16 protein-coding genes are annotated in these 24,065 nt (G+C 67.2%); 7 read left to right on the top strand and 9 right to left on the bottom strand.

The features are described from left to right. Positions 1–43: 43 nt before the first annotated feature. Together C7402_RS35475 and C7402_RS35470 are read right to left on the bottom strand one after the other, a co-directional pair. Positions 44–1,015 (bottom strand): DUF6492 family protein, encoded by a 972-nt coding sequence (locus C7402_RS35475; RefSeq protein ID WP_116613883.1) that lies wholly within the window; start codon positions 1,013–1,015, stop codon positions 44–46. 19 nt (positions 1,016–1,034) lie between these two features. Beyond that, positions 1,035–3,059, bottom strand: a complete 2,025-nt coding sequence (locus C7402_RS35470; protein ID WP_165842069.1) for a GumC family protein — start codon at positions 3,057–3,059, stop codon at positions 1,035–1,037. 345 nt (positions 3,060–3,404) lie between these two features. Between C7402_RS35470 and C7402_RS35465 the strand changes: the two genes are divergently transcribed. From C7402_RS35465 to C7402_RS35445, 5 genes are all read left to right on the top strand, one after another. Further along, positions 3,405–4,088, top strand: coding sequence for a polysaccharide biosynthesis/export family protein (locus C7402_RS35465; protein ID WP_165842068.1), 684 nt, complete (start codon positions 3,405–3,407; stop codon positions 4,086–4,088). 52 nt (positions 4,089–4,140) lie between these two features. After that, positions 4,141–5,427, top strand: a complete 1,287-nt coding sequence (locus C7402_RS35460) for a hypothetical protein (protein ID WP_112176654.1) — start codon at positions 4,141–4,143, stop codon at positions 5,425–5,427. Beyond that, on the top strand, positions 5,405–7,105 hold the full coding sequence (locus C7402_RS35455; protein ID WP_116613882.1) for a glycoside hydrolase family 44 protein: 1,701 nt from the start codon (positions 5,405–5,407) through the stop codon (positions 7,103–7,105). The genes C7402_RS35460 and C7402_RS35455 overlap by 23 nt, the downstream gene beginning before the upstream one ends. Further along, positions 7,098–8,483, top strand: a complete 1,386-nt coding sequence (locus C7402_RS35450) for a lipopolysaccharide biosynthesis protein (protein WP_244315009.1) — start codon at positions 7,098–7,100, stop codon at positions 8,481–8,483. Before C7402_RS35455 ends, C7402_RS35450 begins: the two co-directional genes overlap by 8 nt. Positions 8,484–8,685: 202 nt before the next feature. After that, positions 8,686–9,357 (top strand): SagB/ThcOx family dehydrogenase, encoded by a 672-nt coding sequence (locus tag C7402_RS35445; protein ID WP_116613881.1) that lies wholly within the window; start codon positions 8,686–8,688, stop codon positions 9,355–9,357. A 45-nt stretch (positions 9,358–9,402) separates the two neighbouring features. On the opposite strand, the gene C7402_RS35440 is transcribed toward C7402_RS35445, so the two are convergent. After that, complete coding sequence (locus tag C7402_RS35440) at positions 9,403–10,350, bottom strand: NAD-dependent epimerase/dehydratase family protein (RefSeq protein WP_116613880.1); 948 nt, start codon at positions 10,348–10,350, stop codon at positions 9,403–9,405. Next, on the bottom strand, positions 10,350–12,050 hold the full coding sequence (locus C7402_RS35435; RefSeq protein WP_116613879.1) for an FAD-dependent oxidoreductase: 1,701 nt from the start codon (positions 12,048–12,050) through the stop codon (positions 10,350–10,352). Before C7402_RS35435 ends, C7402_RS35440 begins: the two co-directional genes overlap by 1 nt. A 342-nt stretch (positions 12,051–12,392) precedes the next feature. On the opposite strand from C7402_RS35435, the gene C7402_RS35430 reads away from it, so the two are divergent. Then, the gene (locus C7402_RS35430) at positions 12,393–13,220 is read left to right on the top strand and encodes a WecB/TagA/CpsF family glycosyltransferase (protein WP_116613933.1); all 828 of its coding nucleotides are present in this window, start codon (positions 12,393–12,395) and stop codon (positions 13,218–13,220) included. Between the two features lie 88 nt (positions 13,221–13,308). On the opposite strand, the gene C7402_RS35425 is transcribed toward C7402_RS35430, so the two are convergent. The 5 genes from C7402_RS35425 to C7402_RS35405 form a co-directional block, all read right to left on the bottom strand. Beyond that, a complete protein-coding gene (locus C7402_RS35425) occupies positions 13,309–14,757 on the bottom strand; it encodes an undecaprenyl-phosphate glucose phosphotransferase (protein WP_244315008.1) in 1,449 nt (482 codons plus the stop codon). Positions 14,758–15,373: 616 nt separating this feature from the next. Continuing rightward, the gene (locus tag C7402_RS35420) at positions 15,374–16,465 is read right to left on the bottom strand and encodes an alpha-hydroxy acid oxidase (protein WP_116613931.1); all 1,092 of its coding nucleotides are present in this window, start codon (positions 16,463–16,465) and stop codon (positions 15,374–15,376) included. 8 nt (positions 16,466–16,473) lie between these two features. After that, a complete protein-coding gene (locus tag C7402_RS35415) occupies positions 16,474–17,184 on the bottom strand; it encodes a Fe2+-dependent dioxygenase (RefSeq protein WP_116613878.1) in 711 nt (236 codons plus the stop codon). Positions 17,185–17,304: 120 nt separating this feature from the next. Then, a complete protein-coding gene (locus C7402_RS35410; RefSeq protein WP_116613877.1) occupies positions 17,305–19,662 on the bottom strand; it encodes a TonB-dependent receptor in 2,358 nt (785 codons plus the stop codon). 545 nt (positions 19,663–20,207) lie between these two features. After that, a complete protein-coding gene (locus tag C7402_RS35405) occupies positions 20,208–20,555 on the bottom strand; it encodes a DUF4148 domain-containing protein (RefSeq protein WP_116613930.1) in 348 nt (115 codons plus the stop codon). A 298-nt stretch (positions 20,556–20,853) separates the two neighbouring features. Between C7402_RS35405 and C7402_RS35400 the strand changes: the two genes are divergently transcribed. Next, a complete protein-coding gene (locus tag C7402_RS35400; RefSeq protein ID WP_116613876.1) occupies positions 20,854–24,060 on the top strand; it encodes an efflux RND transporter permease subunit in 3,207 nt (1,068 codons plus the stop codon). Positions 24,061–24,065: the final 5 nt, after the last annotated feature.

Here is a 24,065-nt window from a genome sequence, read left to right as displayed (position 1 = left end):
CCGCCGCGCGACTCAACGGCGCGGCGCAGCGCAACGTTCTGCGTTAGCCGCGCAGCTTGTTCACGAACTTCAAGGCGCGGCGCGCGACGGCCGAATAAAGCTCCGCACCTTTGAGCGCCGGATCGACGTGACGCTCGTACGGCTGAAGCGCGATCGGGAAATAAGGCGAAAGCTGCTCCACCACGCGCTGCGGCGAAATGCGCGTGTTGCTCTGAACCACGGCGAACATGCCGTCGCTTTCCGGCGCGAGATGGCGGGCCTCGCTCCAGCCTTCCATCTTGTCGGCGAACCACACGCTTTCGTCGGCGTGCAATGCCCGTTGGCCGGGTTTCGGGCCCGTGTGATAGCGCTCCAGCAGCCCTTCGCGCTCGGCGTTGAGCCAGTAAAGCGTGTACTCGGTCCAGTCGAGCGCGTAATTGGCGAGCAGCACGCGGCGCCAGTCGGTGCCGTGCACCGTTTCGAGCCGCCGTTGCAGGCTCAGGCACAGCGTGCGCGACAGAATGGCGGGCGTCCACCAGATGCCGTCGCGCGAGAGTTGCGGGTCGACGTCGAGCAGCTTCGCCGACGCTTCCCAGTAGTACGGCTCCACCGTGCGCGGCTGCACGTGCGTGAGCGCCTTGCCGTCGAGGATCAGCGTGTCGGCGCCAAAACGGTGCGTGGCGAAACAGTCGGGGTCGAGCACGAGAAAATACTCGGTCTCGATCCAGGCGGGCGCGTTGAGCTTGATGATCTGCTGGCGGTGCCAGTTGCGGATCTGATGACGCTGCGAAAACTCCGCGAAGATGCCCATGTGCAGCGATTCGTCGACCACCTCGATCGGAAAATCGGACCACGCCTTCGCGTAGCCTTTCACCGCTTCGAGTTCGTCGTGCGGCACGACGATGACAAAGCGGTGAAACAGTTCCGGCCGCGTGAAATGACGCAGCGAGGAGAACAAAATATCGCAGCGGCCAATATTGTCGGCGTAATGCCGCCCGCGTGTCTTGATCGGCAGGATCGCGCTGATCTGTTGCATGGCAGTCGGACCCGGCAGGTTAGAAGAAGCGGTAAATGAAGGCGGGGATATAGCCGCGCCGGTGCGTGAGCGCAATGCCAATGAGCCTGCCGCCCGCGTCGAGCACCTGCGCCTTCAAGCCGAGCACCACCGGCTTGCGCGACACTTCGGCGCGCACCGCCATCACGGTTGCGTCCGCCAGCGCCGCGTTTTCGATGCCCGTGAACGACTGGCTCGCGGGCGGCGCGTGCACGACGATGTAGTCGTGCGCCTCGCGCAAGGTGTCGAAAAGGCTCGTGGCCTGGCGCCACGACGAAGGAAACAGCCCGCTTTCGGGGCGCGCGACCACGATGTTGTGCCGCTCGACGCTCTCGAACACGAGGCCGCCCGATGTCGTGACGTCGCCGGGCTTCGCATGCGCGTCGTGCTCCGGCGCGCCGTGGCCCGACCAGGTGAGCAGGCCCTGTGCGTTCGGCTGGCCATAGAGCGGCGTGTCGGTGCCCGAAGCCATGTCGAGAATCAGGATCGGTTTGGTCGAGCGGTGTTCCAGTTCGACGGCGAGGCCGCGAATCACCGAGAGCAGGCCATCGTTCTTGCCGAACGAGAGCGCCATGATCACCTTCGATGGCGCGTCCGTGCTCGCGTTGATCGCGGCGATCATGCGGCCGTACGCCATGTGCGCGGGCCGGCTCGCCGGTAACGCGCCGTCCGGCGAAACCGCGCCCGGCGCGCCGGCGCCGCTCAGTTTCACGGGCGCGTTGAGCACCGGCAGCAACAGCGAGCGCTCCACCTGCTCCGGGCTCAGGAAGGTTTCGCGCAGGCTCGCCATGATCAGCACGACGAGCGCTGAAATCAGGAGTCCTGCGGCCACGCTCGCCGAAACGATCAGGCTTGCCGAAATACTGCGCTGCGAGGGCGGGAACGGCGCCTGGATCACGCGCACGTTCGTGCTATTCACCTGGCTCACCTGACCTTGCTGGATGTTCGCAAGCTCGACCTGGCGCGAGCGGTCGCGGAAGCTGTCGGCAAGCAGATCGCGGCTTGCCTGCAACTGGCGCATCTGGCTGGACACGTCGCTCAGGTTCTTGAGCCTCGCGCGCGCGTCCTTGATCTGGCCTTCCAGCGTCGCCTGGCGCGCGAGTTCGCCCGCAATGCTGGCGTTGAGCGTGGCGAGCTTGCCCTGCACCACGTCGTAATAGTCGTTGTGGCCGAAACGCGTGGCCGTGGCCATCTGCTTTTTCCGCCGCTCGATGCTCGCGTGCATGTCCGTGATCTGCTGGTCGAGCTGCTGCACGAACGGCGAGCTGTCCATATAGCGCGAAGCGAAATCGGCGCGGCGCGATTCGAGCTGCATCAGCGAAAGCTGCATCGTGTCCAGCGCGTGAGCGGCTTCGGAGTCGTCGGTGAAGATCGGGATGGTCGCCTTCACGCCCTTCGACGAACCCTGCTCCGACTTCAGTTCGCCGCGATGCTGCGCAAGCGAGCTGTCGTTCTCGAACTTCTGCTGCACGAGTTGGCTCTCGAGCAGCACGGCGCGCGAGATCTGATCGTCGACATTGACGATGCCGTGTGTCTTCTGGAACGCGAGCAGGTCGGCGTCGGCCTTTTTCAGTTGCCGCGCGACTTCGTCGCGCTGGCCGGTCAGGAAATCCACGCGCCCGGACGTGAAGATCGTGGCGCGGCGCCGGAAATAGGTGTCGAGCAGGCGCGAGAGCGCGTCAGCCGCCGCCTTGGGGTCGGCGTCGTAGTAGGTGAGGTTGATGGTGCTCGCGAGATCGTTCTGCTCGATATGCAGCCGGTGCTCGAAATCCTGCAACTGGCTGTCGATTTCGTGCTCGCTCGCGTTCGGCCCCAATTTGGCGATCACCACGTCGCGATGCAGTTCGGGACTGCTCAGGATCTGCGCCTCCACGCCGTCGAGCTGGCCGATGGCCGGCTGCACCGCGCCGCCGCCGTTGGGGTTGTTCGACTGGTCGTAGTAGCCCGCGAGCAGCACGAGCAGCGTGGCCTGGGCGCGGTAAGGCATCGGCACCACAATGGCGACGGCGAGGCCGATGGCCACCACGGCAAGAAATACCGCTGTTGCAATCTTGCGGTAATAAAAAAAGGTGTTGAGATAATCCCGGACCGTCAGTTCGACAACTGCTGCCTTCCGTTCAGGCCTTGTTCTAGTAGTAATAACCATACAGGTGCGGTTCCGGGCCAACAATAGAGATTCGACGGCGCATATAATACGTAAGAAAACATCTGGAAGGTCGGATCAAACCGGCATTCCCTAAAATTTATTGCGAGTTCCACCCTTCATTAACGGCAATCACTGCCGTTACTTGACATGAATAAGGAACCGCAAGCCACCGCTTCAAGCACGCGCCCGATGAACATAACCCGCCCGGCCTTAGCCTTGGGGCTGATGACGCTTACCGCCTGCACCCAGACCTGGGTGGAGCCGAAATACCAGCAGCCGGACCACTTCGCAGCGTGGTCGGAAGCCACGCCCAGCGTGTACCGCATCATGCCCGGCGACGACCTGTCGGTCGTGCTGCCGTTCAACGCCGAGCTCAATTTCCGCGGCTCGGTCGCGCCGGACGGCTCGCTCACCATGCCGTTCGCGGGCACGATCCCCGCGGCGGGGCTCACGGTCGCGCAACTCGCCGACTCGGTCAACAAGGCGCTCGCCACCGGCGGCATGGCGAAGAACGGCTACGCCTCGGTCTCCATCATCCAGTCCGCCGCGAAAATCTATGTGGGCGGCCAGGTCGGGCGTCCCGGCGAAATCGCCCTGCACAACGGCATGAGCGTGATGCAGGCCATCATGGCTGCCCAGGGGCTGCTCGACACGGCGCGCACCAACGAGGTTGTGCTGATTCGCCGCAGCCCCGACGGCCGCGAGATGTTGCGTACGATCGACATCGACGCCCTCACGCACCGCGGCGATTCGAAGCAGGACGTCGTGTTGCAGGCCGCCGACACGATCTTCGTGCCAAAGTCGTCGATCGCCGAAGTCGACCAGTGGATCGACCAGTACATCGACAAGGTCATCCCGTTCAATCGCGGCTTCGACTACACGATCTCGAACAACCCCACCTGGCCCTGAACGAGCCCGGGCCGCACGCCGGTTTGCCGGGCGGGCGGAACACTCAATCGCGATGGAAACAGCCTCAACGACTACCGGGCTCGCCCCCGTCTTCTCGCGCGAGCCCGCCAGGTGGCGGGTCACGTGGTGGCTGCTCGCGCTGCTGCCGCTCTTTGGCCAGACCTTCCACTACCTCAGCTCGCTCGTGCCGCTGTGGGCGCTTTCGAAAGCGCTGCCGGTGATCTCGCTGCCCGCCGTGCTGCGCCTGGGCGGCCACCCGCGCTTTCCCATGACGCGGCAAATCCTCATCAGCTTCGCGTGGCTGCTGCTGGTGCCGAGCTTCGCCGCCGTGATCTATTTTCACGAGAGCTTTTTCACGAGCATCACGGCGCAGGTGAAGCTCCTGCCGATTCTGTACTTCTTCTCGTTTCTCGCGCTGCTGCTCACGCTCAAGCCGACGCTCGGGGAACTGGAGCGCGGCTTCATCGTGCTCGGCGTCGTCATCCTTGCCGTGCTGATCGTGCTCTGGGCCGTGGTGCCGTCCGACTGGTACCAGGAGTCGTATGTGATCGGCCAGTCGCCGTTTTTCAGCAGCGACAACCGCGGGCACCGCATCCGTATGTCGATGTATTTCCCGCTCATCCTGCTGTTCTTCTGCTTCCGGCGCGCCTGGTTCGAGCGGCACGCGGGCTACCTGCTCGGCGTCGTGATCGCGTTCGCGGTCACGCTCCTGATCGTCAAGACGCGCGCGATGGTGATCGGCATCATGGGCGTGCTCATCATCAACGCCTTCGTGTGGTCGCGCCCGCTCGCGCGTCTCGGCCTCCTGCTGTGCGCGCCCCTCGCGCTCGCCGCGATGTTCTCGGCGGGGTATCTCGCCACGGTGTTCAGCACCGACGCGAGCACCGGCTTCGACACGCGCCGCGTCACCATCCTGCTCGCCACGAAGTTCCTCGGCAGCGACCCGATGCGCTGGCTGTTCGGCGTGGGCACGATCAGCTCGACCAGCAAGGACAACCTGATCGACTACTTCCACCACTTCTTCTTCCTCGCCGACATCACGTGGCTGGGCATCGTGTTCGAATATGGCGTGCTCGGCGCGCTGATCATCCTGTGCTTCCAGTTGCGCGGCATCGTGTTCTACCGGCGCCTGCGTGCGCGGGTCGAGGACGATTTCCTCGGCTCGCTGTACGACTATCTCGTCTATATCCTGCTCATTTCCGCCTTCTACCCGCCCACGCTCACGCCGGGCGAGACCGCCGTGATACTCGCGATCTTCGCCTACGTGTGGCGCGCGGGGGAGCTGGACCACGCCCCCACCGACTCCCGGATCGACCATGCCACGCCAGAAACGCCCTAGCCTGCGCACACGCCTGATCGGCGCGGCGCTGCTCGCCACGGGCGCGGCGGCCTGCACCGACGCCACGTCGGGCACGCCCTTGCCGGTCGCCATCACGGTGGACGCCGCCGCCGGGCGGCACCCGATCAGCCCGCTCATCTACGGCGTGAACTTCGGCACCACGGCCACGCTGCAAGACCTGCGCGCGCCGCTGAACCGCTCGGGCGGCAACAGCGCCTCGGCGTACAACTGGCGCATCGACGCGCGCAACGCGGGCAAGGACTGGTATTTCGAGAGCCTCGGCGTCAATCCCGACGACATCAACGACCAGTTCGGCGAGCGCTTCGTGGCGCTCACCCAGGCGGGCGGCGCCACGCCCATCCTGACCATTCCGATGCTGGGCCGGGTGGCGAAGCTCGGACCGCAGCGGCAAACGCTTGCGAGCTTCTCGATCGCCAAATACGGCCCGCAGCCCAACCACGACGTGGACGGCCACGCGGACGCCGGCAACGGCGTGGCGCCCGGCGGCAAGCCGATCGTGGGCAACGACGCAAACGACGCCACCACACCCGACGATCCGCAAAACGAGCAGGCGCGCGTGGCGGACCTCGTGCGGCAGTTCGGCGGCGCTAGCGGTGGCAACAGCGGTGGCACGAGCGGTGGCGGCGTGCGCTACTACGCAATGGACAACGAGCCGAGCCTCTGGCAGTTGATTCACCGCGACGTGCATCCCACGGGCGCGCACGCGCGCGAGATCGCCGACAAGGTCGTCGCCTACGCGCGCGCCGTGAAGGCGGCCGACCCGCACGCCCAGGTCGTGGCCCCCGAGGAATGGGGCTGGCAGGGCTACTTCTACAGCGGCTTCGACCAGCAGTACGCGGTGGATCACGGCCTCGATCACGCGCCCGACCGCGCGAACGAAACCCAGGGCCTGCCATACGTGCCCTGGTTGCTCACGCAATGGAAAGCGGCCGGCCATCCGGTGGATGTGTTCAGCCTGCACTTCTACCCGCAGGGCGGCGAATATGCCGAGTCCGGCGTGACGAACTCGCAGGCCGTCGCGCTCATGCGCAACCGCTCCACGCGCGACCTGTGGGACCCGAACTACAAGGACCCCACGTGGATCAACAGCGTGGTCGCGCTGATCCCGCTCATGCGCCATTGGGCCGACACGTACTACTACCCCGGCACGCCCATCGGCATCACCGAATACAACTGGGGCGGCGACACGCTGATGAACGGCGCAACGGCCCAGGCCGACGTGCTCGGCATTTTCGGGCGCGAAGGCCTGGATCTCGCCACGCGCTGGGGCACGCTCGATGCGTCGATGCCGGTGTACAAGGCGTTCAAGCTCTACCGCAACTACGACGGCCAGGGCGCGGCGTTCGGCGCAACCAGCATTACGGCGAACGCGCCCGACCCGGACACCGTCTCCGCGTTCGCGGCCCTGCGCGAGAGCGACCACGCGATGACGCTCGTGGTCGTCAACAAGCAACTGGACCGCACGGCCGACGCGAGCATCGCGCTCGCGCATTTCGCGGCGAGCGGCGTGGCCGAAACCTGGCGGCTCGCCAACAACACGTTGTTCCGCATGCCGGACGCGCGCTACCAGGACGGCACGCTGCGCGCGAACCTGCCCGCGCAGAGCGTGACGCTGTTCGTGCTGCGCGGCGCGGCGGGCGATGCACCGCATGAGTGAGACCGGCGAAGCGCGCGCGAGCGCCCGGCAGCACAGCACATCGATGATGCGCGGCTCGCTCGTGAGCCTCGGCGTGCGCCTGCTCGACCTGCCGAGCCGCTACGGTTTCCACCTGCTGATCGCGGCCATGCTGGGCGTGGTCGAGACCGGCAACTTCTATATCGTGTTCAGCACCATGGTGGCGCTGGCGGGTTTCGGGCGCCTCGGCATCGATCAGGCGCTGACACGGCAGGTCGCCATCGACCTCGCCTCGGGGCGCACGAGCGCCGTGCGCCCCGCCATCCGCCGCGCGCTGGGGGTCGTTGCGCTCGCATCCATCGCTGTTGCCGCCGCGCTCGCTGCGCTCGCGTTTGTCATCGCGCAGCACGTGCTGCACAAGCCCGAACTCGCGTGGCCGCTCGCGCTCGGCGCGCTATCCTTCGTTCCGCAGAACGTGGGCGCGACAGTGGCGGGCGCGCTGGCCGGGCTTCAGCGCGTGGGCTACAGCCAGATGATCTATTCCTGGCTGTGGCCCGCCATCTTCTGCGTGGCCGCCATTCCGCTCGGCCTCGCGCACGGCATGGGCGTGGCGAACACCCTCGTGCTGATCGCCGCCAGCTTCACGCTGACCGCGCTCGTCGGCGCATGGCTCCTCACGCGGTTTCTCGCCTCGGTGCCCGCAAGCGGCGCGCCGCCCGCCGAAGCGCCGCGTTTGCTCAAGGCGGGTTTGCCGCTGTTCACGCTGGAGTTCACCAAGCTCCTCATCACGTCCGCGCCCGCCATCGTGCTCGGCATCGTCGCGTCCTCGCGCGAGACCGGGCTGTTCGCGCTCGCGTGGCGTCTCGCGCTCGTCGTCAATCTGCTGATCAGCGGCGTGACCGGCATGGCCGCACCGAAGTTCGCAAGCCTCCATGCGCACGACGATCGGCGCGGCCTCGAACGAAGCGCCGCCCAGGCCGCGGGCCTCGTGCTGTTGCTCGCGCTGCCCGTGACCGTGTGCATGCTGCTCGTTCCCGAACATCTGCTGCACCTGTTCGGGCCGGGCTTCGGCGGCGGCGCCCCCGCGCTGCGCGTGCTCGCGCTCGGCCAGCTTGCCGCCGCGTGCTTTACCGCCATGCCCGAACTGCTCGGCATGACCGCGCACACCTCCGTGCTCTACCGGATCAACGTCTGCTCGGTCGCCGTGCTGCTCGTCGGCCTCGCCGTGCTCGCGCCGGTTGGAGGCAGCGTCGGGGCCGCCGCGGCGGCGTCGCTCGCCATTGCCGTGAACGGCGCGCTCGCGGCCTGGGTGGCGCACCGGCTGCTGGGCGTGGCGCCGCTTGCGTTGCTCGGGCGCTGGGCGCTCGGGCGCGTGTCGCGCAGCGCCGCCGCGCAAGACGGCACGCAGCAAGACAAATAGCGCCTGCGCGCACGGGCGGCCGCCGTACAGAGGCACGCAACCTCGCAATCTCCCATTTACGGTCTATAACTTTTGCCATCGGGACGGCATAGGCGACGCCATGCCGTTTCCGGATTGCGATTCACACCGAAACCCGGTCCGACTTTCGCGCAGGCCGCAGGATCAGCCCGCCGGTCTGCGCCTTCGCTCACGGAGGCGTCCGATGAAACGCCGCGAACTCCTGGCTGTGCTTGCCGCCGCCGCGCTTGCCGAGGTGACTGCCGCGCAGGCCGACGAAAGCCCCGCGCACTACACCGACGAAGTCGCGCTGCCCAAACCCAACGCCGCCGGCACGGTTTCTCTGGAGGAAGCCATTGCCCGGCGCAGGTCCGTGCGCAGGTTCAAGCCGGACCCGCTGCCGGTCGAAACCATCGGCCAGTTGTTCTGGGCCGGGCAAGGCGTCACGAGCCCGGACGGCAAGCGCGCCGCGCCTTCGGCCGGCGCGTTGTATGCGCTCGAACTGTACGCGGTGAGCGCCGCGCAGGTGATGCACTACCTGCCGCACGAGCACCGCGCCGCGACGCGGGTCACGCCCGACCTGCGCCCCGAGTTGAAGGCACTCGCGCTCGGGCAAGCATCGGTTGGCGCGGCCCCGGTCGTGATCGTCGTGGCCGCCGAGCCCGCCCGGCTCTCGCCGCGCTATGGCGCACGCGCCCAGGTCTATGCCGACCTGGAGGCCGGCCACGCCGCCCAGAGCATCCTGCTCCAGGCCGCCGCGCTCGGGCTCGGCGCGGTGCCCGTGGGCGCGGTCGACGGGGCGCCGGCGGCACGCAAACTCGCCCTGCCACATGGCCAGAGCGTGGTGTATCTCATTCCGGTAGGCATGCCGGCATGAGTTGCCGCAAGCGGCAATGCCGCCACGCCCGGGCAGGTGACGGCTTCAGGCCGCGAACGACAACGCCGCCTCGGCTTGCAGCGCGGCGTGCCACGGCGTCCACGCGAGGCCGAAGGTGGCTTCGGCGCGGCGCGCGTCGAGCTTGATGTCCTGTTGCCACAGCCGCGCGAGCGAGGGCGGCAAGGGCGGCGGCACCCTCACGCCGCCGAGCTTGCGGCCCGCGATTTCGGCGATCTTCAGCGCGGGGGCGAGCAGCTTCGTTTCGAAGGCGAGGCGGCGGGCGCCGATGCGCTCCACGGGTGTCGCGCCCAGAATGCGTGCGTACGCAACGAAGTACTCGTTCCAGCGCGGCGCGTCGGCCATCGCGAGGTTGTAGGCGCGGCCGCCCGCGGACGGCGTGCTCAGCGCGGCCAGCGCCGCGCGCACGACGTCGTCGATATGCACGAGGTTGCTGCAACCGTCGCCCGCCGCGCCCAGGTCGCCCAGGCGGCGCGCGCGCAGCAGTTGCGCGATGCGCAGCGACCATTGCGGACTGCCGCCGCCGTAGATGCAGCCGGGGCGCAGCACCGTGAGCGCGGGCAGTGTGGCGAGCAGCCGCTCCGCTTCGCGCTTCGCTTGCCCATACGGGCTAACGGCTTCGAGCGCGGCGTCTTCGTCGATGCGGCCTTCGGCCGCGCCGTACACCGCCATCGAACTGAAATGTACGACCGGCAGCGGCGTGCCGTGCGCGTCGAGCGCCGCGCGCAATGCGCGGGCGTTGGCGACGATCGCCTCCGGCGCGCCGGCCACGCAGTTCACGAGACCGTCCGCGCCCGCGAGCGCGGCGCGCAGCGAGGCGGGGTCGGCGGCATCCACGCGACGCAGGCCGCTTCCTTCGCGGCGCGAGGCGGCGACCGGCTCGGCCCGGTCGGCGGTGGCGAGCGCCTTGACGAGATGGCGGCCGACATAGCCGGTTGCGCCAAGAACGAGGATGCGGGCTTTCTGCGCGGTCATCATGCAGGCTCGGGAAGGTTGACGGTGGCAACGGGCAACGCGGACAAGTCCGCCGCCTGCTTGAGGTGTTCGGCGAGGCGCAGCGCGAGCGCGACGATCGTGAGGGTGGGGTTCGCCTGGCCCGAAGTCGGGAACACGGCCGCGCCCATCACGTAGACGTTATCGGCTTCGTGCAGGCGGCAGTTGGCGTCCACCACGCTCGTGCGCGGGTCGAGGCCCATGCGCGCCGTGCCGATGTGATGGCCGCCGTACGCGCCGTAGCGCGTCATCTCGGCTTCGACCTGCGCGGGGTCGTACGCGAAGCGGCCCACGCCCGCGCGCTCGACCTCATGCGCGAGCGCCGCGAGCGCGCGGCTCACCGTCGCGACGTCCTGCGCGCTATAGCGCCAGTCCACGTGGATGCGGCGCAGGCCGAGCGCGTCGGTCGCCTCGCCGAGCGTCACGCGGCTGGCCGGGTTGGGCTCCTGCTCCGCATGGAAGTCGAGCGAAAAGCGCAGGTTCGCCGGGCGCACGATCACCGAGGGAAACTTGCGCGCCGCCAGCGTGCGACGGCGCAGCCAGTGCCACAGGAAGCGCGCCGTGTTCGGTGCGTCCGCAACGACGTTCTTCAGATGCGCGAGCGTGGAGCCCGCGTAGCCTTGCGGCGTGCCGTCGTAGAGGCGCTTGGCGTATTCATACGGGACGATGCCGCGCGCGAGATACAGCGCGGAGAGAATGCCGTTGCCGTGCCCCGCATCCGGAATGCGCGGGTGATGCAAACGCGCGACGAAGTTGCCCGCGCGCAGCGCGTCTTGCCGGTCCGCGCGCAGCGCGAGGCGGCGGCGGCAGTACACGCCCTCGTCCGACACCTCGTAGCCGTGCCACACGGACTGCGCCGCCGCGAGGTCGAGCGTGCCGATAGTGCCCGCGAGATGGCTCATGTAATAGCGGCCCACCACGTCGTGCGCGTTGCCGAGCCCGCGCCCGCTCGGGCCGGGGCTGTTGAGCAGCAGGCGCGGCGCTTCGAGCCCGCCCGTCGCGAGCACGAAGGCGCGCGCCGCCACCAGGAACGCCGCGCCGCCGAGCACGCGCACTTCGGCCGCGCCCACGCGTCGCGAGGAGCCCGCCAGCATCGGCAGACGGCACAGGTTCGCGTGCTGGAGCACCTGCACGCGGCCCTTCGCGAGGCGTGCGCGATAGCGCTGGCCGAAGTCGGTCGGGCAACTGAAGCGCTCGAGCGTGTGGGTCGAGAACGCCTCGCTCGCAAAGCCGCCGATCATCGGGCGCAGCGGCGCGGCCAACGCGCTCTCCGCCGTATAGGCGAAGTCGCCCGCCTCGCACAGCGCGTTGGCTTGCGGGTAGTGGCGCAGCACGTCGGCGAACGCGATCGGCCAGCCGCTGTGCGCGATATGCGCGCGCGCGTCGAAATCGTGCGCGTCGAGCGGCATGCAGCGCCCGCCCCACAGCGTGGTCGAGCCGCCGAAGCGGCGCACCCGGTAGCTTTCCGGCGGCGGGTGAAGGCGCGCGTCGGCCACGGTGCCCGCGTACAGATCCTGGGTCGCGGGCTCGGGCGCGTCGCCGCCGCTTTCGAGCACGATCACGTCGAGGCCGCTTGCCTCCAGCGCGAGCGCGAGCGTAATGCCGGCCGCCCCGGCGCCCACGATGCACAGGTCCGCGCGCAGCAGCGTGCCGGCGGGAATATCACGGGCGTCGACGATCATCGTGTGTCCGATCCCAAGGTTGATGCGAGGTCTGCTTCCCGGTCTGATTCCAGGTCCGCTTCGAGGTCTGCTTCGAGGTCCGCTTCCAGGTCCGCTTCCAGGCGCGCATTCGATGAAATTTCAAGCGCATGTCGATATTTGTCTCGAAAAACGCACGCCAGTGTTACCCACCGCACCGACAGCGCAGTAATATTCTCCCTGAAGTCCAAAAGCATCTTGGCAAAAGCCAGGAGACCAGAAAAAACTAAAACGTTCGTTGTCGTTCGGGGTGGCGCTGCGCCTGCTTGATGGGCGACGCGCGTGGGCCTCGTCGCGCGCGGACGTCGGGGTCACAAAAACAACATGAGCAGTGCGCCTTACTTGCCAGCGGCGCCGCACGCGGCCGCACGGGGTGTTTTCACGCCGAGCATTCCCTTGTTCGGACTCGATATCGCAGCAGTGTCGTTCGACACCGCGCTCGACGTGCTTTGCGCAGCCGCCATGCAGCGCGACGGGCGCGCGCGCGTGGCGGTCACGCCGAACGTCGACCACGTCGTGCGCCTCGACTCGCAGCCCGAATTCAAGCGCCTTTACCAAACCGCCGACTTCCTGTTCGCCGACGGCATGCCCGTCGTGTGGGCAAGCCACCTGTTCGGCCCGCCGCTGCCCGGCCGCGTGACCGGCTCCGACCTGCTGCCCGCCTTGTGCGAGCGCGCCCGCTCGGGCGGCTGGAAGGTCGTGGTGGTGGGCGGGCGTCCGGGCCACGAGGCCGCGCTCGTGAACGGCTTCGCGCAACACTATCCGGGCCTCGACATCACGGTGATCGCGCCTTCCATGACGTTCGATCCGACCGGCCCCGAGGGCGCGGCGGTCGCCGAGCACGTGAGCGCGGCGGCGCCCGATATCGTGTTCGTGTGCGTCGGCATGCCCAAGCAGGAACGCTGGGCGCTGCATCACGCCGACAAGCTGCCGGGCGGCCTGATGCTGTGCGCGGGCGCGGCGGTGGAGTTCGCCGTGGGCTTGCGCGAGCGCGCCCCCGCGTGGATGCAGCGCTGCGGCCTCGAATGGTGCTGGCGCGTGATGCAGGACCCCGCGCGCCTGTGGCGCCGCTACCTCGTGGACGACCGCCGCTTCTTCGGCATCCTGTGGCGGCACTGGCGCGTGGCGCGCACGCAGCGGCGCGCCGCCTGACACGGCAACGGCGGGACCGACGGCGGGGGCAACGGCGTCACCCGCCAAGCGGCAAACCGACGCGGCCGCGCTCGACCGGGCGCGCGCGTCAGACCGCATTGCGACCGGAGATGATCGAAGGGATCGTCTTGAGCAGGATCTGGAGATCGAGCCAGAGCGACCAGTGCGTGATGTAGTAGCGGTCGAACTCCACGCGGCGCTGCATCTTGTCGGGCGTGTCGGTCAGGCCGCGCAGGCCGTTGATCTGCGCCCATCCCGTGATGCCGGGCTTCACGCTATGGCGCAGCATGTAGCCGGGAATGAGCCGGCGATACAGCTCGTTGTGCTCGGCCGCATGCGGGCGCGGGCCGACGAGGCTCATCGAGCCGCCCAGCACGTTGAAAAGCTGCGGCAATTCGTCGAGCGAAGTACGGCGCAAATGACGCCCCACCGCCGTGATGCGGTCGTCGCCACTGCGCGCCTGGCGCAAGCCGCCCTCGCCCTCCCTGCCTGCCTCACCTGGCGCGCCCGCATCGCGCGCGGCGACGCGCATCGAGCGGAACTTGTGCACGACGATCGGCAAGCCGTGCTCGCCGTTGCGGCGCTGGCGGAACATCACCGGGCCGGGCGAGTCGAGGCGGATCGCCAATGCGATGACGAGCATGACCGGCCACAGCAGCGCGAGCAGCACACACGCGCCGACGATGTCCACCGCGCGCTTGAGCATGCGCGAGAGCCCGAGGATCGGCACGTCATGCAGCGCGAGCAGCGGCACGCCGGCCAGGTCCGAGCTGGCGGTCGCAAGGTCGTCGAGGAAATGCACCTCGGGCACGAGATAGATCGCCGCCGTCGAATCGCACAGGCGGCTCACGACGTCGGCCGTGACCGCGGCCGTGATCTCGCTGCGCTCGGGCTGGCTCATGGCGAGGAACGCGATCTCGAACGCGTTGGCGTGAATGCGCCCGGCCGCATCTTCGTAGCGGCCCAGATACGGCGGCAGGGTTTCGCCGGCGCCCGGCGCGACGGGCGCGTCGTTGTAATAGCCGACCACCTGAATGCCGAGGATGGGCGAGCGCCGCAGGCGCAGGTTGAGCTTGCGCGCCTCGCTGCCCATGCCGAAGAACACCGCGTGACGCTGGTTGCCGGGCGCGTTGTTGATGCTGTGCGCCACGCCGCGCAGCACGGCAAGCCCCACGAGTTGCAGCGGCAGCGCGAACGCGGCCCACTGTGCGACCAGCGCACGCGGGTCGCCGCTGCCGCCGTCGCCGTGCGTGATGAACAGCAGCGCCATCAGCATGACCGGCAGCCGGCACCAGCGCCAGGCGCCACGGCCGAGCATCCACCAGAGATTGCGCGCGCTCGACAGCAGATGAAAACGCGCGAACACCACGAACGCCGTCACGGCGAACGCGCCGGTCAGGGCGCGCGTATAAGGCGTGTCGCCAACTTGTCCGTGCAGCGGCAGCAGCGCGACGAAGGCGCCCGTATTGAGCGCCGCGCTGATGCCGCCGACCAGCGCCATGAAGAGGCGGTGATGGTGGGTCGACTGAGTGGACATGGCGAGTTCGGCTGGATCGTGCGGCTGCGTAACTGAACAGCGGGCCTCAATAGTGTTGATATGGCCCGGCGCTTGCATGGCGGGCGTCGCGTTGGCGTATGAGGGAAACCGTCTGTGCACGGCGCGTGCGGACACAAGCGGCGGCGCTCGATGCGCCGGCAACGCTTGCGGTAGAAGGCACCTTGCGAACGTACGCGCTTTTTTCAGTCGACTTCATGCGACGCGCTCGCTTCACGGTGCTTGCGTACCAACGGCCGCTCCCCAGTCGGCCTGATGGCGCGGCACGCTTTCCGGCGGCGCGAGTGGTCTAGGCTCGCACCGATTATCCGAAAATGGCGGCTCGCCATCCGATATTTCGCGCGTATCTTACCAGTCCATTATGACTTTGCGTATGCAGTAAAGAAGATGCAATGACTTCCGGCGATATTGTGGTTAATTTCCCGATTCGCCGGATTTAACGCCCGGCGTATTAGTGGCGCATGGTCGTGCTTTATAAAAAACAATACCGGTTTATTTCGACCATGAATCTGTCGATTTACGCCCGCGCAAACGTTTTAATCGGTGGATTGAATCGGGCGGACGTCATTGACGAGCGCGTCATTGGCGCTGTCGGGTGTCAAGTCTCACGCCTCATCTCACGCACGACCGCGCGCGGCACCGCATCGAGACGCGGCACGCCGGTAAGCGCCATCGCTACTTCGAGTTCGGTTTGCAGCAGCGTCAGCAAGTGCGCCACGCCCGCCACGCCGCCCACGGCGAGCGCATGCAGCACCGGCTGGCCGATCAGCACGGCCTGCGCGCCGAGCGCCAGCGCTTTCAGCACGTCGGTGCCGCGGCGCACGCCGCCGTCGAGCAGCACCGGCACGCGTGCGTTCACGGCCGCCGCAATGCCGGGCAGCACGTCGAGCGTGGCCGGCACGGTGTCGAGCGTGCGGCCGCCATGATTCGACACGATGATGCCGGCCGCGCCCGCGTCGAGCGCGCCCGGCACGTCCGCCGCGTTGAGGATGCCCTTGAGCAGCACCGGCAGCGCCGTTGCGCGACAGAGCCACTCGATGTCGGCCCAGGTGGGCGCGCCCGCAAGCAAGCCCTTGAACACGGGGCTGCCGCCGCGCGCATCGAGCGCCTCGGCACGAGCGAAGCCGCGCAGATTGACCGACTCCACGCCCTCGGGCAACCGAAAGCCCGCGCGCTGCTCGACGTTGCGTATGCCGCTGACGGCCGCGTCCACCGTCACCACGAGCGCGCGATAGCCCGCGGCCTCCGCACGGCGTACGAGTGTGAGCGTGTCTTCGCGGCGCGGCTGCATATAGAGCTGAAACCACAGCGGCGCGTCCGCTGCCTGCGCCACCGCTTCGAGCGCCACGCTCGCCTGCGCGCTCACGGTCATCCACGTGCGCGTGAGCGACGCCGCGCGTGCGGTGGCGAGTTCGCCCTCCTCGCGAACGAGCCGGTGCCAGGCGGTCGGCGCGATCAGCACCGGGTAGTCGAGCGTTTCGCCCAGCAACGTGGTGCGCGCCGTGGCCGACGACATATCGACCAGCGCGCGCGGCATGAGCTGCACGCGATCGAACGCGGTGCGATTCTCGCGCTGCGTGATGCCGTCAGCGGCCGCGCCCGCGATATAGGCGCGAATGGCGGGATCGACGCGCGTGTGGAAATGGCGTTCGTAGTCGAACAGCGAAACCGTATCGGCGGGAATGTGCATCGTGCGGCTCACAGCTCCGACCAGCGGCGCAGCAGGTTGTGATAGTGATTCACGAGCCGGAGTACGGCCGGGTGCTCGTCTGCGGACTCGTTGCCGCGCGTGAGCCCCAGGTCCGAGCGCAGGGCGATGATCGCGCAGTCGAGTTCGTAAAGCATCGCGCGGCTCGTTTCGTCCTTGACGAGCGATTGCGCCCAGAAAAACGAGGCCCAGCGGCTGCCGCGCGTGACCGGCGTCACACGGTGCAGCGTGGAAGCGTGATAGACGATCATGTGACCCGCCGGCAGCTTGATGGCGCGCGAACCTTGCGCGTCGTCGATCACGAGTTCGCCGCCCTCATATTCATCGGGGTCCGAAAGAAAGATCGTGCTGGACACGTCCGCGCGCATGCGCATGCCGCCCGTGCCGGGCACGGTCTGGATCGCGTTGTCCACGTGCGTGCCGAACGTCATGCCCACGTCGTAGCGATTGAAGCGCGGCGGCAGCACGCGAAACGGCAGCGCCGCGGAATGATAGGTCGCGTTGCGGCCCAGCGCATTCAGGATCAGTTCGCCCAGTTCGCGCGCTTCGGCGCTTTCCGCCGGAATTTGCAGATTGCTCTTGGACTTCGCCGCGAGATCGCCGGCAGTGAGACGGCCGTCCACCCACTGCGAAGCTTCGAGCACCTGGCGGCAATGCTTCACCTCGGCAGGCGTGAGCACGTCGGGAATCTGAATGAACATGATGAAGGCGGGTTTCGTAAACAGACGAACAGCGTACACGATCCGGAAAACCGGAATCGTGTACGCCGCCGCTCGGCGCTATCGCGGGTTATCGGCTTCCATCGGTTGCCACCGCAACGATCAGAACGTCACGCCCGCGTTCAGGAGGAACGTGCGGCGCGAAGCCGGCACCGCGCGCGCCGAGCTGAACGCCGACTGGTAGTTCAGATGGTCGGTGAGGTTGTACAGATTGAGCGAAATGCGGTACGGCCCCTGCTCGTAGCCGATCATGCCGTCGAGCGAGAAGTTGTTGGGCATGCGCGCCGTATTCGCCGAATCGGCCCAGTAGCCCGAGGCGTACTGCATGCCGCCGCCCACGGTGAGCTTGCCCGGCAGCGGCAGCAGCGAATGCGGCACGATATAGCTCGTCCACAGCGTGACGTTGTTGTTCGACACGCCCGGCGCCGTCTTGCCGATCGACGTCGCCGCGCTCGCCTCGGTGACGATGCCGTTCAGGTACGCATACGCAATGTTGGCCGACCAGTTGTTCGTGATCCAGCCCGTGAGCCCGAGCTCCACGCCGCGAATGCGATAGCCTTCGCCGTTGTCCGAGAAGCCCGGCGAGAGTTCGCCCGTGTCCGGGTCGATCGTGTATGCATGCGACTTGCGCGTCTGGAACAGCGCGGCCGTCACGCCCAGTCGCTTGTTGAGGAAGTCGAGCTTCGTGCCCACTTCGACAGTGTCCGCGCGCTCCGGCTCATTGCCCACGCCGTCTTGCGGCACTTCCGACTGCACGCCGCCCACGGCGAGCGCAATGTCGGTGCCCACGGGTCGATACGTGCGCGAGAACGACGTGTAGAACATCGAATTGTTCGTCGGCTCCCACATCGCCGCAATCGCGGGGCTGAGCTTGCTCGACGAGGCCGTGCCGCCCGCAACGGAGGTCGCGTTGGTCCAGTATTTGCTGCGGAAATAGTCCCAGCGCAGATTGCCGAGCAGCGAGATCTGTTGCGTGAGCCAGATGCGGTCGTTCGCGAACAGGCCGATATCCGACGACTCCGCGTCGCGCGTGGTCGCGCCGTAACCGAGCGACCAGCCCGCGGGCATCTGATACTGCGGATTGACCACGGTCTGGTTGTTCACGCGGCCCGTCCACGTGCCCTGGTCGCGATGGTCGCGCTGATAGTTCATGTCGAGACCAACCACGGCGCGGTTGCGGAACGGCCCGAGATCGAATTCGCCCTTCGCGGTGGTCACGTTCTGCACGCCGATGCCGCGCTGAAGATACGCGGCGCCGCCGCCCGCGCCATACGACAGCGCGACGTTCTGGCCCGCCAGCAGCTTCTTCAGATCGGTGTTGCTGATCGCGGCGGGATTCGTCGAGGAGAAGTCGCGCTCGTAAAACGTGAAGCGCGTGTCGTTGTCGATCTGAATGCCGTTATTGAGCTTCTTCGTGAACAGCGACGAGACAATGTGCGTGTCGCTCTTGTCGTGGTCCGTGCTGCGCACATAGGACGTGGACGAGTCGAGACCCGGCACGCCGTATTCGAGCAGCGGACGATAGATGCCGTCGGCGCCTTGCGCCGTCGGCTGGCCGTAGTCGGGCACGCCGTCGCGATGCAGGTAGGAGTAGCCGAGATGCCACTCGGTGTTCGTGCCGATGCCCGTGCCGAAGTCCACGGCCACGCCCGCGCGGTTGTCCTTCACGTTGTCGCGGTCGGGCGTGTTGCCGTTCTGGTACATGCCGTTCACGCGCAGCGCGGTGGTGTCGCCCAGCTTGATGTTGCTGTCCACGGTCGTGCGATAGGTCGAGCCTGAGCCGCCGCTCTGATCGATGCTCGTCGACGTTTCCAGATTCGCCATCTTCGAGGTCTGGTTGATGAGACCGCCGATGCTGCCCACGCCGAAGCTGTCGCCCGACGCGCCCTTGATGACCTGCACGCTGTCCACGTCGAAGCTGTCACGCTTGTACGCGCCGAAGTCGCGCAGGCCGTCGATATAGATATCGCCCTTGGCCGAGAGCCCGCGAATCTTGAACTGGTCGCCGCTCTGGCCGCCGTTGCCCTCGCCCGTGGAAATCGTGATGCCCGGCACGTTCTTGAGGATCTGTTCAAGCGAGGTGGCTTTCTGCTGCTCGATCAGCTCGTGCGGGATCACATTCACGGTCTGCGGCATGTCCCTGACCGAGTCCGGCAACCGGGCGATGCCGGTCGTGGCCTCGTTGGTGTTGCCCGGCAGCGCCGCCGTGACGGAGATCTTCGGCAGCGCGCCGCCTTCGGCGGCCGCGAGTTGCGTGTCGCCGCCGGCTTGCGCGAGCGCCTGGGTGGCTTGCGACCCGGCCTGCGTGCCAGCCTGCTGGTCTTTGCGCGCCTCGGCCGTGGCAGCCGGGTCTTGCGCGAACACCATCAAGGGCACGGACGTGAGCGTCATCGCAACGCTCGCGGTGGCGGCGCCGGAAACGAGACGGCGAATCGCAACCGATGTGACTTTCTGCTTCATCAAACTGCTCCAGTTCTTCTTGAATGTGTTTCGAAAACTATGTCGCACTGCGAATCATCACGGAAAGCGCGCAGGCTCTATCCCCGGCCTTCGCTGAGCGTGAGCGAGGGCCGGCCCGATTGACTGGCGTTTGAATGTTCGGCGCGCTTTGCCGTGCGACGGGCCTGGCGCAGACCAGGCCATGGTCCTGCGCGAGCCGGCAGGCAGGCGCCTACGAAAAACTCATGCGCCGCAGACACGGCTGCGATGGAATCGGCCGCGCCCGCGTACGGTGGGAATGGGCGACGGTCGCGTGGGGGAAGGTCTCCCCTGTCCGTAATCAGCCGGACTTGTAATGCCGTCGCAGGGAGAAATATAAGGGTTTGTAACTTTAATGTAAACGATTCTTATTTGACTGGAAGGACTTTGAACGTTTACAGAAGATTACGCAGCAGGGGACAGAACAGGGAGAAGGGCGAGAGGTTGCGTGCGCAACGAACAGCGGAAAGGCAAAAAAACGCGGCGGCCGGCATCATGGCCGGCGCCGCCGCGCGGCATGCAGGCCGTCAATGGCCCGCATAGATCGAGCGCTCGCTCACGCTGGCCATCATGGGCGCGCCCGAGTCCGAGCTTCCCGTCATCGCCACGCCGCCCACCGCCGTGCTCCCCGGCGTCGCGCCGTGCGCCTGCTCCTGCGCCACGATGGCCTCGGCGTGCTGAATGTCGTCGGGGTAGTTGAGATCCGAAGCCGACGGACGATAGCCCGCCTGCTCCACCCGCACGAGATCGGCGATCACCTGAGCGCGGGTGACGGGCGTCGCGCTGCTCTGAGCGGTCGGAGCGGTCTGCGCAAAAGCGGCGGCCGGAGCGGCCAGCGCGCAGGCGAGGAGCAGGGTGGAAACGAGTGCTTTCATGATGTTCACCTCTCAATGTATGGCCGCCGCACCGGAAAGCGATGCCGCTTCAGCCGCCCTCGGCAATGTCGCGAAGGTTGACTGCATTCTGGTCGCGCGGCGCTGACCCAAAGCTGACCCGCCGATTACGAGTTCGTTATCTCTCGCGAACGCCGCGAGCACAGGCCTCGCGCAGCAACGCGCGCAGATGACAAATCCGTAATGTCGAGGTCAGCAGCGGGTAAGCGCCTCCTCCCGATACTGGCATCAACCGCGCGGCCTCTCGCGCCCCTCTTTCAGACCCAACCCGGAACACGCCATGTGGATCGTCAAACTGGCGCTCAGGCGCCCTTATACGTTCATCGTGCTCGCCGTGCTGCTCTTCATCCTCGGGCCGCTCGCGATCATGCGCACGCCCACGGACATTTTTCCGAACATCAACATTCCCGTGGTCAGCATCGTCTGGAGCTACAACGGCTTCTCCGCCGAGGACATGGCGCATCGCATCACCTCGAACTACGAGCGCGCCCTCACCTCGGACGTCGACGACATCGAGCACATCGAATCGCAGTCGCTCAACGGGGTCTCGGTCGTGAAGGTGTTCTTCCACCCCGGCGCCGACATCAACCGCGCGATTGCCGAGGCGGCCTCGAACTCCGCCTCGATCCTGCGCATCCTGCCGCCGGGCACGCTGCCGCCCAACATCATCACGTACAACGCCTCGACGGTGCCGGTGCTGCAACTGGGCCTCTCCAGCAACACGCTGCCCGAGCAGTCGCTCTACGACCTCGGCAACAGCTTCATTCGCACGCAGCTCGCCACCGTCCAGGGCGCGGCCGTGCCGCTGCCCTATGGCGGCAAGATCCGCCAGATCATGGTGGAGCTCGACCCCAAGGCGCTCCAGGCCAAGGGGCTCGCGCCCGCCGACGTGGTGAACGCCGTCAACGCGCAAAACCTCATCCTGCCCGGCGGCACCGCGAAGATCGGCTCGCGCGAATACAACGTGGAGATGAACGGCAGCACACAGACGGTTGCCGCGCTCAACGACCTGCCCATCAAGACCGTGAACGGCAGCGTGGTGTACGTGCGCGACGTCGCGCACGTGATCGACGGCTACGCGCCGCAAACCAACATCGTGCGCGCCGACGGCAAGCGCGCCGCCCTGCTCACGGTGGAAAAGACCGGCAGCGCCTCCACGCTCACGATCATCAGCCAGGTCAAGGCGATGCTGCCGAAGATCGCCGCGGGCCTGCCGAGCGCGCTCAAGATCACGCCGCTCGGCGACCAGTCGGTGTTCGTGAAGTCGGCGATCTCGGGCGTCGTGCGCGAGGCGCTGATCGCCGCCTGCCTCACGGCGGCGATGATCCTGCTCTTTCTCGGCAGCTGGCGCGCCACGCTCATCATCGCCGTCACCATTCCGCTGGCCGTGCTCACCTCGCTCATCGCGCTCTCCGCGCTCGGCGAAACCATCAACATCATGACGCTGGGCGGGCTCGCGCTCGCCGTTGGCATACTCGTTGATGACGCAACCGTCGCGATCGAGAACATCACGCACCACCTGGAGCGCGGCGCGCCGCTGCACGACGCGATTCTCAACGGCTCGGGCGAGATCGCCGTGCCCACCTTCGTCTCCACGCTCTCCATCTGCATCGTGTTCGTGCCGATGTTCCTGCTCTCGGGCGTCGCGCGCTATCTGTTCGTGCCGATGGCCGAGGCCGTGGTGTTCGCCATGTGCGCGTCGTACTTCTTCTCGCGCACGCTGATTCCCACGCTTGCCATGTACCTGCTGCGCGCGCGTGACCCGAACGCCGCGCCCGCGCGCGGCATCGCAGGAGCGTTGTCGCGCTTCCAGGCCGCCTTCGAAACGCGCTTCGAAGCGCTGCGCAACCGCTATCGCGCGCTGTTGCAGGCGGCCATCGCGCAGCGCCGCCGCTTCATCGTGCTGTGGCTCGCGCTGTGCCTGGGCTCGCTCGTGCTTGTGCCGTTCACGGGCCGCGACTTCTTCCCCGCCGTCGACACCGGCGAGATCCGGCTGCATCTGCGCGCGCCCACCGGCACGCGCATCGAGCAAACGGCGCGCATTACCGACGAAGTGGAAGCGAAGATCCGCAGCGTGATTCCGGCCTCCGAACAGGCCGCCGTGCTCGACAACATCGGCGTGCCGGTGAGCGGCATCAACCTCACGTACGACTCGTCCGACCCCATCGGCCCGGAAGACTCGGACATCCTCATCACGCTCGCGCCGAAGCACAAGCCCACCGCGCAATATGTCGCGAAGTTGCGCAACGTCCTCAACGCCGCGTTTCCGGGCGTGACGTTCGCGTTCCTGCCCGCCGACATCGTGAGCCAGATCCTCAACTTCGGCCTGCCCGCCCCCATCGACGTGCAGATCGTCGGCAACAAGCTGGCCGAAAACCGCGTGGTCGCCAATCGTCTGCTCGACCAGATGCGCGGCGTGCGCGGCCTCGTCGACGCGCGCATCCAGCAGCCCGGCGACGAGCCGACCATCAACGTGAACGTCGATCGCACCAAAGCCATGCAGGCCGGGCTCACGCAGCGCGATGTCGCGCAGAACCTGCTCGTCGCGCTCTCGGGCAGCTCACAGACCACGCCGAACTTCTGGCTCGACCCGAAGAACGGCGTGAGCTATCCGCTCATGGCCGAAGTGCCGCAATACGACATCCATTCGCTGCAAACGCTCGCCAACATTCCGGTGACCACGCAGTCGGTGCAGGTCAATCCGCAAAACCAGCTCGGCACGCTCGGCACGGTCTCGCGCGGCGAGCAGCAAGCCGTGGTGTCGCACTACAACGTGCAGCCCGTGCTCGACATCTTCGCCTCGACGCAGGGGCGCGACCTTGGCGGCGTCGCCTCTGACGTGAATCGTCTCGTCGACGCCGCGCGCGCGCAGTTGCCGCCCGGCTCGTCGATCGTCGTGCGCGGCCAGGTGCAGTCGATGAACGCCTCGTTCAGCGGCCTCGCGGCGGGCCTCGTGTTCGCCATCGCGCTCGTCTATCTGCTGATGGTCGTGAACTTCCAGTCGTGGCTCGACCCGCTCATCATCATCAGCGGCCTGCCGGGGTCGCTTGCCGGCATCGCGTGGATGCTGTTCGTCACGCAAACCACGCTCAGCGTGCCGGCGCTCACGGGCACGATCCTGTGCATGGGCATCGCGACCGCCAACAGCATTCTCGTCATCAACACGGCGCGCGAGTCGCTCGCCGGCGGCATGTCGCCGCTCGCGGCGGCGCTCGACGCGGGCTTCAACCGCTTTCGCCCGGTGCTGATGACGGCGCTCGCCATGCTGATCGGCATGCTGCCGATGGCGCTCGGTCTCGGCGACGGCGGCGAGCAGAACGCGCCGCTCGGGCGCGCCGTGATCGGCGGCCTCGCCATCGGCACGCTCTCGACGCTCGTGTTCGTCCCCGTCGTCTTCTGCATGGTGCACGGCTGGCTCGCCAAACGCCGTGCCGCCCGCGATGCGCAAGACAACGCCCGCACCAACGCTACCCATCACGTTGAATAAGGATT

This window comes from Paraburkholderia unamae (assembly GCF_003096875.1).
Lineage (GTDB): Bacteria > Pseudomonadota > Gammaproteobacteria > Burkholderiales > Burkholderiaceae > Paraburkholderia > Paraburkholderia unamae.
Note: the sequence above shows the minus strand (reverse complement) of the source record. Positions and strands in the feature narration are given on the sequence as shown.

Excerpts from the sequence above, each read along its gene's own strand:
- C7402_RS35475 (WP_116613883.1), bottom strand. The coding sequence starts at position 1,015 with ATGCAACAGATCAGCGCGATCCTGCCGATCAAGACACGCGGGCGGCAT.
- C7402_RS35465 (WP_165842068.1), top strand. The coding sequence starts at position 3,405 with ATGACGCTTACCGCCTGCACCCAGACCTGGGTGGAGCCGAAATACCAG.
- C7402_RS35460 (WP_112176654.1), top strand. The coding sequence starts at position 4,141 with ATGGAAACAGCCTCAACGACTACCGGGCTCGCCCCCGTCTTCTCGCGC.
- C7402_RS35455 (WP_116613882.1), top strand. The coding sequence starts at position 5,405 with ATGCCACGCCAGAAACGCCCTAGCCTGCGCACACGCCTGATCGGCGCG.
- C7402_RS35450 (WP_244315009.1), top strand. The coding sequence starts at position 7,098 with ATGAGTGAGACCGGCGAAGCGCGCGCGAGCGCCCGGCAGCACAGCACA.
- C7402_RS35445 (WP_116613881.1), top strand. The coding sequence starts at position 8,686 with ATGAAACGCCGCGAACTCCTGGCTGTGCTTGCCGCCGCCGCGCTTGCC.
- C7402_RS35440 (WP_116613880.1), bottom strand. The coding sequence starts at position 10,350 with ATGACCGCGCAGAAAGCCCGCATCCTCGTTCTTGGCGCAACCGGCTAT.
- C7402_RS35435 (WP_116613879.1), bottom strand. The coding sequence starts at position 12,050 with ATGATCGTCGACGCCCGTGATATTCCCGCCGGCACGCTGCTGCGCGCG.
- C7402_RS35430 (WP_116613933.1), top strand. The coding sequence starts at position 12,393 with ATGAGCAGTGCGCCTTACTTGCCAGCGGCGCCGCACGCGGCCGCACGG.
- C7402_RS35425 (WP_244315008.1), bottom strand. The coding sequence starts at position 14,757 with ATGTCCACTCAGTCGACCCACCATCACCGCCTCTTCATGGCGCTGGTC.
- C7402_RS35420 (WP_116613931.1), bottom strand. The coding sequence starts at position 16,465 with ATGCACATTCCCGCCGATACGGTTTCGCTGTTCGACTACGAACGCCAT.
- C7402_RS35415 (WP_116613878.1), bottom strand. The coding sequence starts at position 17,184 with ATGTTCATTCAGATTCCCGACGTGCTCACGCCTGCCGAGGTGAAGCAT.
- C7402_RS35410 (WP_116613877.1), bottom strand. The coding sequence starts at position 19,662 with ATGAAGCAGAAAGTCACATCGGTTGCGATTCGCCGTCTCGTTTCCGGC.
- C7402_RS35405 (WP_116613930.1), bottom strand. The coding sequence starts at position 20,555 with ATGAAAGCACTCGTTTCCACCCTGCTCCTCGCCTGCGCGCTGGCCGCT.
- C7402_RS35400 (WP_116613876.1), top strand. The coding sequence starts at position 20,854 with ATGTGGATCGTCAAACTGGCGCTCAGGCGCCCTTATACGTTCATCGTG.